Here is a 16,090-nt window from a genome sequence, read left to right as displayed (position 1 = left end):
ATCCAAGGGGGCTTAGTCGCCGCATCCATGCGGCTCATACCCCCGCAAACCCACCCCCGCCGACCCTTTGACGGTTGGCAGGTGGCCGATGGAGATCAACGGCAACGGCGTTCTTCGTTTTCTGTCATGCGTTGCCGTGCCGATCGGCATCGCGCGCAGTTGTTTGGGAACCAACCCTACCGGCCCGCAGGCGGCGCGGTGGCGGCGCCGCCGCCGTAGAGACACGCCATGCGTGTCAGCTGTGCCATCCGTGCGCGACCCTCTGTCGGGGGCGGCCGGCGGGTAGCCCCCGGAGGGACGCTAGAAAACATGGATGTTTTCTAGCAGCCCCCATGGATGGGTTCACGGCGTGTCCCGGAGCGGGGCTGCCCGGCGGCCGCCCCAGCCCGTAGGAATTGAAGCGCTGCTCTAAGCGCTCAGTGTCAGGCCTTCTTGACCGGCGAAATCCACATGGCAATCCGCGCCTCGAACACTTCTGTTCCTGCTGTATCGCGGATCTGCACATTCACCGGCAACGCATAGCCCGCCTCGGCCGCCACGATCGGCTGTTCGGGAGCGGCCACCGCATGCTGCGTGCCCGTCGCCTTGGCCAGGTACTTTACTTCCATGCCCTTGGGGATCCAGCGCATGCCTTTGGGTAGGGAGGCGTCGACCATCAGGCCGGCCGTGAGTTCGGCCAGGTTGCACAGGGCGATGGCGTGCACGGTGCCGATGTGGTTGGTGACCTTGCGGCGGTGCGCGATGCGGCCTTCGCAACGGCCGGGTTCGAGCACGGTGATGCGCGGGGCGATGCTGGCGAAGTAGGGGGCCTTGAAGCAGACCGCGCGCGAGAACAGCCACTGGCCGGCGGGCCAGCGCTGCATGCGGTGGTAAAGGTTCAGCAGGGGAGCGGGCATGGCGGGGTCTCCTCAAAAAAAACGGCGGACCGAAGTCCGCCGTTGGGGTGTGCGCTGTCGCTGGGTTACGCCGCTTCGGACTGGGCGTCCTTGCGTTCGCGGTCGTAGTAGCTGGCCGAACGCAGCTCGTGCGGTTCGAAATCGTCGACCGTGATGGTCTCCAGCGTGATCGCACGCAGCTCTTCGAGCAGGGTGCGTTCGTCCTGCGTGATCACGCCTTCGGCCACCGCTTCGTCCAGCTGGGTGACGAAGTCCAGCGCCTCGATGCCCTTGGTCTTGAGCGCCTTGATGAACTTGCGCTCCACCGGCTCGGCCATGATCGCCTTGGACAGGTAGCTGTTGATGCGGCCACCCGGGTTGTTCTCGCACGGGGTCAGGAACACGCCATTGGCCAGGCGGTCGCGGGCCTCGTTCGGGGCCATCAGCAGCGCGGCCACGCGGTGGCCCAGGCGGTCGCCCGGGGCTTCGGCACGGCGGCCGAACGGGAAGACCAGCAGCCACATCAGCCAGCCGATCGGACGGATCGGGAAGTTGCGCAGGGCCGCCGACAGCGATTGCTCGATCTTGTGCACGCTGTCATGGAAGGCCCAGGCCAGCAGCGGCTGGTCGGCCGTCGGTGCGCCTTCGTCGTGGTAACGCTTGAGCATCGCGCTGGTCATGTAGATGTGGCTCAGCACATCGCCCAGGCGGCCGGACAGCGATTCCTTGAACTTCAGCTTGCCGCCCAGCGTCATCATCGAGATGTCGGCCATCAGCGCCAGGTTGGCCGAGTAACGGTCCAGCTTGCGGAAGTAGCGGCGGGTGTAGGCGTCGCCCGGGGCGGCACCGAAGCGCGCGCCGGTGAGGCCGAACCAGAACGAACGCACGGCGTTGGAGATGCCGAAGCGGATGTGGCCGAACAGGCTGCGGTCGAATTCCTGCAGGCCGGCACGGGTGTCCGGATCCTGCGCGGCCTTCATTTCCTTCAGCACCCACGGGTGGCAGAGGATCGCACCCTGGCCAAAGATCAGCAGGCTGCGGGTCATGATGTTGGCGCCCTCGACCGTGATCGCGATCGGCGCGGCCTGCCAGCTGCGGCCGGCGAAGTTGCGCGGCCCCAGGATGATGCCCTTGCCGCCGATCACATCCATCACGTCCGAGATCACTTCGCGGCTCATGGTGGTGCAGTGGTACTTGGCGATGGCCGACGGCACCGACGGCACGTCGCCACGGTCCACGGCGGCGGCGGTGGCCTGGCACAGCGCGCTGATCGCGTAGGCCTTGCCGCCGATGCGCGCCAGGGCCTCTTCCACGCCCTCGAAGCGGCCGACCGACAGACCGAACTGCTTGCGGATGCGTGCATAGGCGCCGGTCACCACGGCACCGGCCTTGGCACCGCCACTGGCGGTGGAGGGCAGGGTGATCGAGCGGCCGACGGCCAGGCACTCGTTGAGCATGTTCCAGCCCTTGCCGGCCTTCTCGGCACCGCCGATCAGCTGGGTCAGCGGGATGAACACGTCCTTGCCGCGGATCGGACCGTTCTGGAACGTCGAGTTGAGCGGGAAGTGGCGGCGGCCGATTTCCACACCGGCGGTGTCACGCGGCAGCAGCGCCAGGGTGATGCCGATGTCGCGGGTGGTACCGATCAGGCCGTCGGGGTCGTACATGCGGAAGGCCAGGCCGATCAGCGTGGCCACCGGGGCCAGGGTGATGTAGCGCTTGTCGAAGGTGAGCTTGACGCCGAGCACCTGCTCGCCGTTCCACTCGCCCTTGCAGACGATGCCGTAATCGGGGATGGACGTTGCGTCGGAACCGGCGAACGGACCGGTCAGGCCGAAGCAGGGCACTTCACGGCCGTCGGCCAGGCGCGGCAGGTACTGGTCCTTCTGCGCCTGGGTGCCGTAATGGTTGAGCAGTTCACCCGGGCCCAGCGAGTTCGGCACGCCGACGGTGGAGCTCACAACGCTCGACACCGAGGCCAGCTTCTGGATCACCTTGTGGTGGGCCAGCGCGCTGAAGCCCAGGCCGCCGTATTCCTTCGGAATGATCATGCCGAAGAACTTGTTCTTCTTGATGAAGCTCCACAGTTCCGGCGGCAGGTCGGCGTAGACGTGGGTGATTTCCCAGTCGTTGACCATCTTGCACAGCTCTTCCACCGGACCATCCAGGAAGGCCTGTTCTTCGGCGGTGAGCTGCGGCTTGGGATAGCTCAGCAGCTTGTTCCAGTCCGGGTCGCCGGTGAACAGTTCGCCTTCGAAACCGACCGAACCGGTTTCCAGCGCGATGCGCTCGGTCTGCGACAGCGGCGGCAGCACCTTGCGGAACACCTTCATCATCGGCGCGGTCAGCAGCGGCTTGCGGATGAACGGCAGCAGCAGCGGCACGGCGATGACGGCGACGATGGCGGCGGCCACGATCGTTGCGGTCTGGTTGATGTAGGGAACGAACCAGCAGGCCGCCAGCAGCACGAGGCTGACGAGCGTCCAGGTGATCAGCCGCATCCGATGGTAGGCGACGAACGCGCCTGCCAGCAGGATGGCGAGGAAGGGGACGACAATGCTCATGAGCGTGCTCCGGTGACGTGCTCGGTTGTGGCGGACTGTGCCACGGCGGAGGCCGAGGGCAACACGTCCAGATAGTCCAACACAGTAGCGGTAAAGGCGTTGTTGTCGTCGCCGGCGACCATATGCGTGGCCTCCGGCAACTGCACGTGGCGAGCGTGCGGCACCAACGCGAGGAACTCGGCCACCGTCTGCGGGGTGACCAGGGTGCTGCGCCCGCCGCTGACCAGCAGCACCGGGCATTTCACCTGGCGCGCCGCTTCTGCAAGCGCGTCCTGGTGTTGTTCGCTGTCGCGCGCCAGTTCGGCGACCAGGCGCGGGTCCCAATGCCAGCGCCAGCGGCCGTGGCCGTCGTCGCGCAGCAACGCGCGCAGCGACGCCTCGGTCTTGCGCGGGCGGTGCGGCAGGTACGCGGAAATCACGTCGGCGGCCTGTTCCAGCGAGGCGAAGCCGTCCGGGTGCGCGGTCATGAACATCAGGATCTTTTCGACCCCGGCGGTGTCCCAGCGCGGGGTGATGTCGACCAGCACCATCGCCGAGAACAGGCCCGGCCAGCGCGCTTCGGCGAGCAGGCCGAACAGCCCGCCCATGGAGGCGGCCACCAGGATGGGCGGTTGCGGCTGTTCGCCGGCCAGCACGATCAGGTCATCGGCGAACTGCTCGCCGTGATACGGCATGTCGGCCGCGTTCCAGTCCGAGTCGCCGTGACCGCGCGCGTCGTAGGCCAGGGTGGCGTAGCTGGCGTTGGCCAGCGACTCTGCGGTGGCGGTCCAGGCATGCCGGGTCTGGCCGAAGCCGTGCGCGAACAGGACGGTGCCACGCCGGCCGGTACCGGAACGGGTGGCGGCCAGCACGGTGTCGTGGGCGGCGGTCAGGCGCGCGTCGGTGGGGACGGGCAGGGAGGGGGCGGGAGTTACCATACTTGCTAGTATGGACCGGGTTGTGGGCATGTCAATACCGGTGGGTATGGTTTGCCTGTCGGGCGCGGAATTACATACAAACCAACCCCGGCGTATGGTTAAATCATCCTCATGAATGAAACTGACGCTTCCGCCGGCGAGCCACGTGCCGGCCGCAACAGCCGCCTGAGCGCGGAAGACTGGGCCCAGGCCGCCCTGGACCTGATCGCTGAACAAGGTGTGGGTGCGGTGGCGGTGGAACCGCTGGCCCGCCGCCTTGGGGTGACCAAGGGCAGCTTCTACTGGCATTTCCCCTCGCGCGACGCGCTGCTGCAGGCCGCGCTGGAGCGTTGGGAACTGTTCGAACAGGAGCAGGTATTCGGCAGCCTGGAAGACGTGCCGGACCCGCGTGCGCGCCTGCGCCAGCTGTTCCAGGTGGTGGCCCATGAAGTGCAGCCGCACATCATCTACAGCGAGCTGCTGAAGGCGCTGGACCACCCGATGGTCCGACCGGTCATCGACCGCGTCTCGCACCGCCGCCTGGAATACCTTGTTGCCTCGTTCCGCCAGGCCGGCCTGAGCCGCACCGATGCGCAGCACCGCGCACGGCTGGCATACGCCGCGTATGTGGGTTTCCTGCAGCTGTCGCTGCAACTGCAGCAGCCCAAGCCGGCGCGCGAAGACTTCGAGGCCTATGTGGAACACGTGATCGAGACGCTGATTCCGATCGGGTGAGTCTCCGCTGACAGAGGTAGACACGAAGAACGGCCCGAGAGGGCCGTTTTTTTTTGTCATTCGGAAGCCAGCGCTAGCGCTGCACAAACAACAACGGCCCCTTTCGGGGCCGTTGCAGTCCAACACTACACGGTTACAGCCAGATCAGAACTTCTGGTTGTAGCGCATGTAGAAGAAGCGACCCGGGATTTCATACTGCGGGTCGAAGCTGTTGGCGAACGTGGTGTACGAAATCGGCGGATCGCGATCGAAGGCGTTGTTGACACCCACGGTGATGCGGGCGTTCCACGGCGACTGCCAGTAGGCGCTCAGATCGGTGTAGGTGACGCTGGCGATCTTGCGCTGCGGATCCGGCTTGCCGCCGATGCCGACGTGGTCACGATCCGCGCACAGCAGTGCCAGGTTCGCGCCGCCGAAGGCGGTGCCGGTGCAGTTTTCGTTCTGGCTGGAGTAGTAACGTGCCGATGCGGTTGCACCGAAGTCACCCAGCTGCCAGGCAACCATCAGGTTGGAACGAACACGCCAGTAGTTGTCGCGGCTCAGGTAGTTGCCGACGCGGTTGTAACCCTGGGTGACCGGATCTTCGATGGTGTACTTGGAGGTGTAGGCGGTATCCAGCACGAAGCTGAAGCTGCCGTAGGTCGTATCCGGCAGGCGGTAGCCCAGCGTCACGTCCCAGCCTTCCACTTCCATCGTACCGACGTTGCTCGGCACGGCCAGCAGGTTCGAGATCTGGCCGGTGGAGTCACGCTCGATCAGGTCGCACTGCGAACCGACACCCTGGATGTAGCAGGAGTCCAGCGTCTGCTGGGCGGTCTGCGCGTAGATGGCACCTTCGATCTTGATGTTCCACCAGTCAACCGACACGTCCAGGCCCGGTGCGAAGGTCGGGCTGTAGACGAAGCCCAGGGTCTTGGAGGTCGAGGTTTCCGGCCCGAGATTCTGGTTGCCACCGGTGGTGGTACGAATCTGCGAGTTGGACTGGTTGTACGCCGGCACGCCGGCGCAGCTGGCGGGCGGGGTGTTCGGGTTGCCCGTCTGGACGCCGGCGCAGGGATCGGCCACGTCTTCGAAGGTGTCGCTGATGCCCGAGAACAGTTCGCTGATGGTCGGGGCACGGAAGCCCTGCGACCAGTTACCACGGATCATCAGGTCGTTGATCGGCTTCCAGCGGAAACCGAACTTGCTGTTGGTCGTGTTGCCGAAGTTGCTGTAGTCAGAGAAGCGGGTCGCCACGCTGAAGTCCAGCAGCTGCGCGCCGGTCACGCCGGACAGCAGCGGAATCGCCAGTTCGAGGTACGCTTCGTCCAGCTTGTAGCTGCCGTCGGTCGCGGTACGGGCGTTGCCGGTGGTGTCGCCGGAGTTGATCAGGGCGTCCGGGCCATCAAAGCCGGACTCTTCGCGGTGTTCTGCACCCAGCGAGAAGGCGAACGCGCCACCCGGCAGGTCGAACAGCTCGCCGCCGATGCTGCCGTAATAGGTCTTCTGCTCGTAGCCGTAGACGTCATGCGCGGTGAAACCGGCATAGTTGATCATCTCCGGGGTCAGCGAGCCAGCGCCGCTCAGCATGTTCATCGGCACGCAGCCGTCGATCACGTTGGCAGCGGTGCCGCAGCGTGCGACGCCGCCGTCCAGGAACGACGGGCCGAGGGCGTTACGCAGCGCGGAGATGTTGAAGAAGCCGGTGGTCACGTCCGTCTGGTCGTTCTTACCGTAGAACATACCGGTTTCCCAGTTCCAGAAGCGGCTGCCGACTTCGAAGTCACCTTCGAACGCACCGTTGAACGCGTAGGTCTTCACGTTCTGCTTGTAGATACGACCGCCAGTCTCGTTCGCACGGTACTGGATGTAGTCGATATCGCGGCCGGTGTTGTTGTAGATGTTGTCGGCGCTGATGACGATGTTCGAGCCGTTGGTGCCCGGAGCGGCGCGACCCAGCACGATCGGCATGGCAGCCAGGATCTGCTCGGACTCACGCTCGTTGTACGTCACCGTGGTCTTGAAGCGGACGTTGTCGGTGATGTTCAGGCCGGCGTCGGCGAAGATCGAGGTGCGTTCCTGCGGGGTGACCAGCAGGTTGCCCGGCGCGTGGTTGAAGCTGTCGGCCTGGGTGTAGTTGCGGAAGGTGGTGCCACCATTGTTGGTGATGAAGTAGCCTTCCGTGCCGTTCGGACGCGCTGCGCCGAAGCGCGGCGAACCGTCGGAGTTGGTGCCGACCTGCTGGTAGTAGCCGAAGCGGCCTTCCGGGGTCGTGGAGCTGTTGCCCGTGTACGGCACGGAGCCGAAGACCGGCACGGCGGAGATGGCGCGGTCGCCAGCCCACACGGCCTCTTCCTTCACGTAGCCGACACCCAGGGTGGCGTGCCACTTGTCACCGGCCGAGCCGATGGTGAAGTCGTAGGATTCACGCGAACCGTCGCCCTTGTCGTACTGACCGTAGTAGGCGTTGGCTTCCGCACCGTCGAAGTTCTGGCGCAGGATGATGTTGACCACGCCGGCGATGGCGTCCGAACCGTAGATGGTCGAGGCACCGTCCTTCAGGACTTCGATGCGCTCGACGGCAGCCGACGGAATGGTGTTCAGGTCGACTGCGCCGCCCAGGCCGGTACCACCGACCCAACGACGACCGTTGACCAGCACGAGGGTACGGCTGGAACCCAGGTTGCGCAGGTTCACGCGGGTTTCGCCGTTGCCGCCGTTGTTGTAGGTGCTGTTGAGGGTCGAACCGCTGGTGGCGATGTTCTGGATGATGTCGCCGATCGAGGTCTGGCCCTGGGCCTGGATCTGTTCGCGGCTCATGGTGAACACGGGCTGCGAGGTCTCGATGTCGGTGCTCTTGATGCGCGAGCCGGTGACCGAGATGCGGTCCAGGTTGGTCGTGCCGGCAGCTTCCTGCGCCTGCGCGGTGGCGGTGCCGGCCGCGACGACCAGTGCAACGACAACTGCATCACGCAGCTTGTTGGACTTAAAGTTCATTGCTCTCTCTCTCCAAGGGAATCTTGGGTATTCACTGGGGTGTGTGCCTGGAGGCGGTGCCAAAAGAGAGCACCAAAGACCACAAGGCTGACTCGATAGTAACTGCCAGTTCGAAAGAATTAAAGTAGCGTTAATAAAGCCTGTGCTCTGTGTGAAATTCGGCAAAGTCCTTGTGGATCAAGGCACTTAGAGTCGTAAAAGGCCACTTTCATCCCATTTGTTAAAAAAATGTTATGAAAATAGTTGCAGTTGATTTGTCACGCTGTGTATCAGGTTGGCGTGTTCAGCGTTCGATATCGGACACGGTGGACAGCGTTTGCTGGCGCGGAGATGTCCACGTCTGACCGGCCGGCGCCGGGCATCGGCCAACAAAAAAGCGCGCCGGGGGCGCGCCTTTCATCTACCGGTCTGCGCCCGAGGGCGGCCGGTCAGAGATCCTGTTCGTAGCGGACGTAGGGCACGGTGCCCTCGTCGGTGCTCTCGTTGCGGGGGGCGAAGGGGTTCTTGCCGCGGGTGATCACGTTCTCCGCGCCGACCGTGAGCTGGCCGCTCCACGGGGTGCGCCAGGTCAGGCCCACGCCCAGGCCTTCCCACTTGCCGGGCTGGCCGGGCACATCGACCACGCGGCCGATGATGTTCCCGCTGAAGTTGCCATAGCCGGCACCCAGGGTCAGGTTCTTGCTGTCCCAGCGATCCACCAGGGCGGGGGACATGTCTGACAGGGGCACCAGGCGCGCCTTGGCATAGGTGCCGCCGATCGATACGAAGCCTTCGCGGCCGATGTTCTTCTGGCCGAAGACGGTCAGGTCGTTCTGTTCGGCGCGCAGCGCCGGCGACTTGTTCGGACCGGCCAGCCAGGCCGGAAGCGTGTCCTTGCCGGTGCCGACGGTGAAGCCGACGCGACCGCCGGGCCGGTTGAACGCGGCGGTGCCGGTCACCCGACGGCTCAGGCCGTTGTCGTCGTCGTCGCCCAGGCTGGCCAGCATGCAGTGGCTGGCCAACCCGCTGATGCTGGTGCCGCGGCTGCTGTTGCACAGCAGGCCCAGCGAATCGCCCGACGACAGCCCGAAGGCCGCGTCCAGCGAGCTGCGCCCGAAGTGCCAGCGCGCGCCGGCGGCCTGTTCACCGGTGGGTTCCAGGTACAGCAGGGCCTCGACCTTGCCGCTGCCCTTGTTCCACACCGGAATCACCGTGCTGTCCTGGCGGGCCTTGGATTGCGCATGCGCGCCCGGGATCGCGGCGAGGGCGATCATCAGGGCAAGCGGTAGACGCAGAAGGGCACGCATGGGAACTCTCAGACAGCGGTGATGAGCACAAGTTCCCGCCGAAGCGGGACACTGATCCTAGGGCGTTTATGATTTCTTAACAAGTCTTGGTTCTCCCCAGAACAAAACTCGTGCGGCGATTACTGAAGCCGTTCAGGTGACGGTAAGGCAACTACCGCGTCGCTGAACAGTATGTCGAATTCTGTCAACGGAAAGTGATACTCCTGTCCGCAGAATTCGCAACGGATTTCGACCGCCCCCGTCGGCTCGGCGGCGGCCCGGGCTTCTTCCTCGCCCAGCGACTGCAGCATGCCCCCCACCCGCTCGCGCGAACAGGAGCAGGCAAAGCGCAGCGGGCGGGCGCCCAGCAGCTGCGGCTCCTCTTCATGGAAAAGGCGCAGCAGCAGGGTGTCGGCGTCCACGTCGAGCAGTTCCTGCTTGCCCAGGGTCTCGAACAGGGCGCTGGCGCGGGTCCAGCCGTCGACATCGCCTTCGTCGCCGGGCAGTTTCTGCAGCAGCAGGCCTGCCGCGCGGATGCCATCGGCGGCCAGCAGCAGGCGGGTCGGCAACTGCTCGGACTGGCGGAAGTAGTCTTCGAAGGCCTCGTCCAGGCTGGCGGCACCCAGCCCGACCAGGCTCTGGTAGCGCTGCGGCTCGCGCGGGTCCAGGCCCGGGTTCTCGATGCTGATGGCCAGCAGCGCATCGTCGCCCAGTTGGGTCAAGTCGCGCGGGACGTCGCCGTCATCGGACAGCTGCACGATGCCGCGCAGGGTGCCGGCGGCGGTGCATTCGGCGAACAGGGTGCGCAGGGCGGTGGCGCTGCGCAGCTGGATCGACAGCCGCCCGTCGACCTTGGTGTGGCCGGTGAACAGCGCCGAGGCGACACTCGCCTCGCCCAGCAGTTCGGCGGCGGCCGGCGGGTAGCTGGCGTGGGAGAGAATGTCCTGCCAGGTGGCGTCGAGGTGCACATGCACGCCGCGGACGCCGGCATCGGGAAGCAGGAAACGGACGAGGGAGTCGGTCTGGGCGGTCATCGGGTCGGTGGCTGCGCTTATTTAAATGGGGGCGTGTTGCCGGATAATGCGCCGACAACCATGCAAGCAGAGGATGCACCAGTAATGGGGGCAGAGCGCAGCAACCACAAGACCGATCCGGGTCTGGAACCGTCACGCAAGCGCCGCTGGCGCTGGAAGCACCTGCTCTGGCTGCCCGTCCTGTTCGTGGTGGGCAGTGTGCTGCAGGTTGCCGCACTGCGCGTGATCGATCCGCCGCTGTCCACGGTCATGCTGTGGCGCTACGGCGAGGCGCTGGGCCAGGGCGACTGGGGCTACCGGCTGCACTATCAATGGCGCGACCTGGACCAGATGGCGCCCAGCCTGCCGATTTCGCTGGTGGCCGCCGAAGACCAGCGCTTCCCCGAGCACAACGGGTTCGATCTGCAGGCGATCGAGAAGGCGCGCGATCACAACGCCCGCGGCGGGCGCCTGCGCGGGGCCAGCACGATCAGCCAGCAGGTGGCCAAGAACCTGTTCCTCTGGCAGGGCCGCAGCTGGATCCGCAAGGGCCTGGAGGTCTGGTACACGGTGTTGATCGAAGCGCTGTGGCCGAAATCGCGGATCCTGGAGATGTACGCCAACATCGCCGAATTCGGCGACGGCATCTACGGTGCGCAGGCGGCGTCGCAGCAGTTCTGGCACAAGGACGCCGCGCGCCTGAGCCCGGCGGAAAGCGCCCGGCTGGCGGCGGTGCTGCCCGCGCCGCGCCGTTACAACGCGGCCAACCCGGGGCCGTACGTGCAGCGCCGCGCCAACTGGATCCAGCGGCAGGCACGCCAGCTGGGCGGTGGCGCGTACCTGGCCGACGACTGACGATTCATACAGGTGACGACACAACGGTACACTCGGCCCATGCCTGCCCAACGCCTTACCCTGGTCATCGCCGCCCACAACGAAGCCATGGCGCTGCCCATGCTGCACCCGCGGCTGTGCGCGGTGCTGGATGGCCTGGACGGCATCGAGGGCGGCATCGTGTATGTGGATGACGGCAGCACCGATGCCACGTGGCAGGTGATGCTGGACTTGGCCGCGACCGATTCACGGGTGGGCGTGCTGCGGCTGTCGCGCAATTTCGGCAAGGAAGCCGCGCTGACCGCAGGCCTGGACAGGGTCGATGACGGTGCGGCGATGATCCTCGATGCCGATGGTCAGGATCCGCCGGAGCTGATTCCGGAATTTGTCGCGTTGTGGCAGCAGGGCTATGACAACGTGTACGGCACGCGCCTGGTGCGCGATGGCGAAGGCTGGCTCAAGCGCAGCACCGCCGCGACGTTCTACCGGGTGATCGGACGGTTGTCGAGGACGCCCATTCCGGCCGACACCGGTGATTTCCGCCTGCTCTCGCCGCGCGCGCTGCAGGCGCTGGGTCAGCTGCGTGAACGCCACCGGTTCATGAAGGGGCTGTTCGGCTGGGTCGGTTTCAAGCGCAAGGCACTGCCGTACCACCGCCACGCGCGGATGGTCGGCAACAGCAAGTTCGGACTGTGGAAGCTGTGGAATTTCGCGCTGGAGGGCATCACCAGTTTCTCCACGGTACCGCTGCGCGCGGCCACCTACCTGGGCCTTGCAACGGCCAGCGCCGCGTTCCTGTTCGGTGTGTGGGTGATCGTGAAGGCGGCGCTGTATGGCGACCGGGTGGCCGGCTATCCGACGATGATGGTGGTGATCCTGTTCCTCGGCGGCGTGCAACTTATTGCGCTTGGTCTGATCGGGGAATACCTGGGGCGGCTGTATGAGGAATCCAAGCAGCGCCCGTTGTACCTGATTGACACCTGGCAAGCGCCATTCGTGGCAGACTCGGCCCTGCATCCCATCGGTGGAGAGCAGCGAGATGACCACGGTACGACAGCTGTTGGAAGGCAAGTCCCCTGAGGTTTTCGCGGTAGCCCCGGAGTCGGCGGTGATCGACGCGATCCGGTTGATGGCCGAGAAAGGCATAGGCGCGGTGCTGGTGATGGAAGGCCGGCAACTGGTCGGCATCCTGTCCGAGCGCGATTACGCACGCAAGATCGTGTTGCACGACCGCTCCTCGCGGACCACGCTGGTCAGCGACATCATGACCGCCAAGGTAGTCACGGTGGCACCGGGCGAGCAGGTGGAACACTGCCTGCAACTGGTGACCGACTACCGCATCCGGCATCTACCCGTGGTGGATGGCGGCGGTGTGATCGGCGTGATCTCGATCGGTGACCTGGTCAAGTCGGTGATCGACGAGCAGGCCAAGACGCTGGATCAGCTGCAGCAGTACATCGTCGCCGGCTGACGGGGTAGAGCCGGACTCTGCCTGGCCGCATGGCATCTGCCCGGCTGTATCGCATCACGTAGCGCCGGGCTCTGCCCGGCTGCCTCCGTCATTTTGCGTAACGCCCGCCGCAGTTCGAATCCTTGCCCGGGCCGGTCTCGATGGTCGCCAGCAGGGCGGCCGGCGGGGCGATGCTGCCCAGGGTGATGGCGATGGCACCGCGCACGCCCAATGCCTTGAAGTCGGGGCGGAACGAGGGGTCCTTGAACGTGCCGCCGATGCGCAGCGGCGAGCGCAGCGCCAGGATGCTGATGTCCTTCGGCCGCGGGCGCAGCAGCAGGTCCAGTTTTTCCTGCTTCAGGTCCACGGTGCCTTCGCCCAGGATCAGCGTATCGGTGGTGTCGAACGCCAGCTGCTGCGAGGTCATCACGCCATTGGCCACGTTGAAATCACCCCACGCGCAGCGCAACGGAATCTGCTTGTCGCCGGTGAACAGGAACTTCAGCGATTCGGCCACGTCCAGGCCGGCCAGCTCCATGACCAGGTTGCCGACATGACCGCGGCCGATGCCGACGGCGACACTGCCGTCGGAGCTGCCCAGCATTGCCGCCACGGAGTTGCCGGTGCCGCTTAGTTTGATCTCGCCGCTGATGCCGCCGGAGGCCTGCTCGGCGAGCTTGGCGTCGGGAAACAGCTTGCCCAGCTGCACCTTGCGGATGCTGGCATCGAGTTGGGTGGCGATGGTCGGCTTGCGCGCATCCATACGGATGGTGCTGCGGATGTCGCCGCCGGCAACGCCGAAGTTCAAGGGCTCCAGGCGCAGCAGTCCGTCGTCCAGCTTCAGGTGCGCATCCATGTCATCCAGCGGCAACACCGGCGAATTGATGCGGTGTGCCTTCCAACGCACGTCGGCGTCCATGGCGCGCAGCTTGCCGAGATCATAAGGCGTATCCGGCAACACCCGCGCCTTCACCGCGAGCGCGGCGGCCTTGGCCTTCTGTTCGGCATTGGCCGATTCGCCGGCACCGGTCTTCGGCGGGGCACCAATGAAGCCGGCAAGATCATCGAAGTCCAGGCGCTTGGACACGAGGTCGGCCTTGAGCAGCGGACGCTCCCTGCCGACTTCGATCTGCGCGGTGCCGCCCAGGTCGCTGTCGCCGGCCACGCCGGTAAAGTTCTCGTAGCGCCAGATGTCGTTGTTGCGCTTGAGCCGACCCTTCAGCCGATACGGCGGGGTGGACGGAATGGCCAGACCAATCAGCGGATACAGGTCTTCCATGTCCTGGCCGCTCAGGGCAAGGTCGAGGTCGAAGGTGCGCAATGCGAACGGATTGGTGAGGGTGCCGCTGGCAATGGCGTGGGTATTGCCGGCGCGGCCGTCGAGGTGGATGCGGAACGGATGGTCGCTGTTGGTCAATTCCAGCGGGGATTCGGTGTTGCCGTTCAAGGTGAACGGATTACCCTGCCAACGGCCTTTGCCGTTGACCAGCAGCGGTGGCGCACTATCCGCGTTGCGGGGCTTGCCGCTGGTGAGGGCAACAAGAATGTCGGTCTTGCCGGCGGCATCCAGGAATTGCAGGCGACCATCCTCGACCAGCAGGCGTCGCAGCACGGGCGGCTTGCCGTCGCTCGGCCCCAAAAAGTCCCAGTTGCCGGGTTGATCCTTGCCAGGCGCGGTTTCCAGCAGCAGGTCCGGGCGGGTCAGGCGGATTTCGGGAATCTGGATATCACCCCGCAGCAGCGGCCAGGCGCGCAGATCGATCTCGGCCCGGTCGGCACTGGCCATGCGCGGCTTCTTGGACCATTCGGCGTTGGCAAAGGTCAGCCCATCGGCGCGCACGGTCACGGTGCGCCCAAGATCGACATCCAGGTTGCCGCCAATATGGAATTCGCGCCCGGTCTTGGCCTGCACGGCGCGTTCAACCGGCCCCTTGAACCAGTTCCAATCCCACAGCGCGATGACCACCAGCACCAGCGCAAACAGGAACACGAGCACCGCCAACCAGCGTTGCCCCCGCTTGCCAGGGCGGCGCAGGCGCCAACGGGAGCGGGAGGAGGGCGTATCAGGCGTAGGCGCGGGAACGGTATTCACGCGCCCATCCTTGCCTGTTCATCGTGCAGGCAACGCGAAGCATTGGTAAGGATGGCGTCAGTGTTGCGCCAAAAGCCAAAGCCAAAGCGTCGGCTTTTCATTTCTACGTGCTGGGGCGGGCGGGGGTAGCCCATGCCGAGACACGCCGTAAACCCATCCATGGGGGCTCGTAGAAAACATCCATGTTTTCTGCGGTCCCGGCATGGGCTACCCCCGCCCACCCCCTCAAGATTTTCCTCGGCGGTAGGCAGAGCAGGCTTGCGCTCTTGAGCGCTCTTGGACCGCTATTGATCTTCTATGCGCACCGACCACGCGTCGAAGGGGGGGGTGGGGGGGGTGACGGGACCGTAGAGCGCCATGGGCGCGGCGCATGCGCCGCGCGGGTTGGGCAGGACGCCCAACCCCGGTCTTGCCGTGTACGCAGGATTGCGTACACGTGCAAGGCGTGAACGAGCTTACATGGACGTACTTGCAGCGTGTCCCGGCGGCCCACCCACACCGCCCCTAATCAGTAGGAAAAGCGGCAATCAGCTGTTGCTGTTGCTGTTGCTGTTGCTTCTGCTCCAGCCGTTTGCCTCAGAGAATCTGAGCGGTCACCGCGACAAAGTGACAGACGCTGCCGCCGATGACGAACAGGTGCCAGATCGCGTGGGAGTAGGGGATGGATTCGCGGTGGTAGAAATAGGTGCCGAGCGTGTAGGAGAGACCGCCGGCGAACAGCCAGCCGAGCGTCCAGCCGTCGATCGAGGACCACATCGGCTTGATCGCGACCAATACCATCCAGCCCATCGCGATGTAGATGATCGTCGACAGCAGCTTGAAACGGCCGGTGAAGAACAGTTTGAAGATCACTCCGGACAGCGCCAGTGCCCAGATCGCCGTGAACATGCCCCAGCCCCAGGGGCCGCCGCGCAGGCCGATCAGCGTGAACGGCGTATATGTGCCGGCGATCAGCAGGTAGATCGCGCAATGGTCGAATACCTTCAGGCGGCCCTTCGCGATCGGGTGCTGGATCGCGTGGTACAGCGTCGAGGCCGTGTAGAGCAGCAGCAGTGCTACGCCGAACACGATCGCGCTGGCCAGCTGCCAGGCGTCGCCGTAGATCGCGGCAAGCGTGATCAGCACCGCGCTGCCAGCCAGTGCCGCAACGGCACCCAGCCCGTGGGTCAGGGCGCTGGCGATTTCTTCACGTACGGAAGCAACAGAGGTCATGGCGATGATCATCGCGCGGGGAGGGGGAGCCCGCTCCCCCCTATCATCGCCGCGATGGCACGTGCATGCACGCGCCATCGTTCAAGCGTGTCCGGTCAGGACACCGACACGCTGTGCGCTGCCTCGCGGGTCGCCGCGAAGCGCACGTCCGGCGCGCGTTCCTGCGCCAGCTGCAGGT

Annotated in this window: 12 protein-coding genes; 4 read left to right on the top strand and 8 right to left on the bottom strand. The window is 65.3% G+C overall.

Annotation, left to right across the window (positions count from 1 at the left end; genetic code table 11):
* Window positions 1-422: 422 nt before the first annotated feature.
* From ACREPD_RS18580 to ACREPD_RS18570, 3 genes are all read right to left on the bottom strand, one after another.
* The gene (locus ACREPD_RS18580; RefSeq protein ID WP_431600690.1) at window positions 423-896 is read right to left on the bottom strand and encodes a hotdog fold domain-containing protein; all 474 of its coding nucleotides are present in this window, start codon (window positions 894-896) and stop codon (window positions 423-425) included.
* 65 nt (window positions 897-961) lie between these two features.
* Window positions 962-3,439, bottom strand: coding sequence for an acyl-CoA dehydrogenase (locus ACREPD_RS18575; RefSeq protein WP_431600689.1), 2,478 nt, complete (start codon window positions 3,437-3,439; stop codon window positions 962-964).
* Window positions 3,436-4,356: an alpha/beta fold hydrolase gene (locus ACREPD_RS18570; RefSeq protein ID WP_431600688.1), complete on the bottom strand. Its 921-nt coding sequence runs from the start codon at window positions 4,354-4,356 to the stop codon at window positions 3,436-3,438. Before ACREPD_RS18570 ends, ACREPD_RS18575 begins: the two co-directional genes overlap by 4 nt.
* A 111-nt stretch (window positions 4,357-4,467) precedes the next feature.
* Here ACREPD_RS18570 and ACREPD_RS18565 point away from each other — a divergent pair, with 111 nt between their 5' ends.
* Window positions 4,468-5,070: a TetR/AcrR family transcriptional regulator gene (locus tag ACREPD_RS18565; protein ID WP_431600687.1), complete on the top strand. Its 603-nt coding sequence runs from the start codon at window positions 4,468-4,470 to the stop codon at window positions 5,068-5,070.
* A 144-nt stretch (window positions 5,071-5,214) separates the two neighbouring features.
* Here the strand turns inward: ACREPD_RS18565 and ACREPD_RS18560 are convergent, their stop codons facing one another.
* The 3 genes from ACREPD_RS18560 to ACREPD_RS18550 all read right to left on the bottom strand — a co-directional run bounded on the left by ACREPD_RS18560 (window position 5,215) and on the right by ACREPD_RS18550 (window position 10,345).
* Entirely contained in the window at window positions 5,215-8,046 is a 2,832-nt protein-coding gene (locus tag ACREPD_RS18560) for a TonB-dependent receptor (protein WP_431600686.1), read from the bottom strand.
* Window positions 8,047-8,474: 428 nt separating this feature from the next.
* Window positions 8,475-9,299 (bottom strand): hypothetical protein, encoded by an 825-nt coding sequence (locus tag ACREPD_RS18555; protein WP_431600691.1) that lies wholly within the window; start codon window positions 9,297-9,299, stop codon window positions 8,475-8,477.
* A 152-nt stretch (window positions 9,300-9,451) separates the two neighbouring features.
* On the bottom strand, window positions 9,452-10,345 hold the full coding sequence (locus ACREPD_RS18550; RefSeq protein ID WP_431600685.1) for an Hsp33 family molecular chaperone HslO: 894 nt from the start codon (window positions 10,343-10,345) through the stop codon (window positions 9,452-9,454).
* 84 nt (window positions 10,346-10,429) lie between these two features.
* Here ACREPD_RS18550 and mtgA point away from each other — a divergent pair, with 84 nt between their 5' ends.
* Genes mtgA through ACREPD_RS18535 form a run of 3 tightly spaced genes read left to right on the top strand, consistent with a single transcriptional unit; the run spans window position 10,430 to window position 12,629 of the window.
* Window positions 10,430-11,179 (top strand): monofunctional biosynthetic peptidoglycan transglycosylase, encoded by a 750-nt coding sequence (gene mtgA, locus ACREPD_RS18545; RefSeq protein ID WP_431600684.1) that lies wholly within the window; start codon window positions 10,430-10,432, stop codon window positions 11,177-11,179.
* Window positions 11,180-11,218: 39 nt separating this feature from the next.
* The gene (locus tag ACREPD_RS18540; protein ID WP_431600683.1) at window positions 11,219-12,238 is read left to right on the top strand and encodes a glycosyltransferase family 2 protein; all 1,020 of its coding nucleotides are present in this window, start codon (window positions 11,219-11,221) and stop codon (window positions 12,236-12,238) included.
* Window positions 12,198-12,629: a CBS domain-containing protein gene (locus tag ACREPD_RS18535; RefSeq protein ID WP_431600682.1), complete on the top strand. Its 432-nt coding sequence runs from the start codon at window positions 12,198-12,200 to the stop codon at window positions 12,627-12,629. Before ACREPD_RS18540 ends, ACREPD_RS18535 begins: the two co-directional genes overlap by 41 nt.
* Before the next feature lie 88 nt (window positions 12,630-12,717).
* Here the strand turns inward: ACREPD_RS18535 and ACREPD_RS18530 are convergent, their stop codons facing one another.
* Complete coding sequence (locus ACREPD_RS18530) at window positions 12,718-14,700, bottom strand: AsmA family protein (protein WP_431600681.1); 1,983 nt, start codon at window positions 14,698-14,700, stop codon at window positions 12,718-12,720.
* 576 nt (window positions 14,701-15,276) lie between these two features.
* Entirely contained in the window at window positions 15,277-15,924 is a 648-nt protein-coding gene (gene trhA, locus ACREPD_RS18525; RefSeq protein ID WP_431600680.1) for a PAQR family membrane homeostasis protein TrhA, read from the bottom strand.
* Window positions 15,925-16,090 lie beyond the last annotated feature (166 nt).

The organism is Stenotrophomonas sp., assembly GCF_050737075.1.
Lineage (GTDB): Bacteria > Pseudomonadota > Gammaproteobacteria > Xanthomonadales > Xanthomonadaceae > Stenotrophomonas.
This window is presented reverse-complemented; position numbering and strand designations above follow the sequence as displayed.

Excerpts from the sequence above, each read along its gene's own strand:
- trhA (WP_431600680.1), bottom strand. The coding sequence starts at position 15,924 with ATGATCATCGCCATGACCTCTGTTGCTTCCGTACGTGAAGAAATCGCC.
- ACREPD_RS18540 (WP_431600683.1), top strand. The coding sequence starts at position 11,219 with ATGCCTGCCCAACGCCTTACCCTGGTCATCGCCGCCCACAACGAAGCC.
- ACREPD_RS18535 (WP_431600682.1), top strand. The coding sequence starts at position 12,198 with ATGACCACGGTACGACAGCTGTTGGAAGGCAAGTCCCCTGAGGTTTTC.
- ACREPD_RS18570 (WP_431600688.1), bottom strand. The coding sequence starts at position 4,356 with ATGGTAACTCCCGCCCCCTCCCTGCCCGTCCCCACCGACGCGCGCCTG.
- ACREPD_RS18550 (WP_431600685.1), bottom strand. The coding sequence starts at position 10,345 with ATGACCGCCCAGACCGACTCCCTCGTCCGTTTCCTGCTTCCCGATGCC.
- ACREPD_RS18575 (WP_431600689.1), bottom strand. The coding sequence starts at position 3,439 with ATGAGCATTGTCGTCCCCTTCCTCGCCATCCTGCTGGCAGGCGCGTTC.
- ACREPD_RS18565 (WP_431600687.1), top strand. The coding sequence starts at position 4,468 with ATGAATGAAACTGACGCTTCCGCCGGCGAGCCACGTGCCGGCCGCAAC.
- ACREPD_RS18560 (WP_431600686.1), bottom strand. The coding sequence starts at position 8,046 with ATGAACTTTAAGTCCAACAAGCTGCGTGATGCAGTTGTCGTTGCACTG.
- ACREPD_RS18555 (WP_431600691.1), bottom strand. The coding sequence starts at position 9,299 with ATGATCGCCCTCGCCGCGATCCCGGGCGCGCATGCGCAATCCAAGGCC.
- mtgA (WP_431600684.1), top strand. The coding sequence starts at position 10,430 with ATGGGGGCAGAGCGCAGCAACCACAAGACCGATCCGGGTCTGGAACCG.
- ACREPD_RS18580 (WP_431600690.1), bottom strand. The coding sequence starts at position 896 with ATGCCCGCTCCCCTGCTGAACCTTTACCACCGCATGCAGCGCTGGCCC.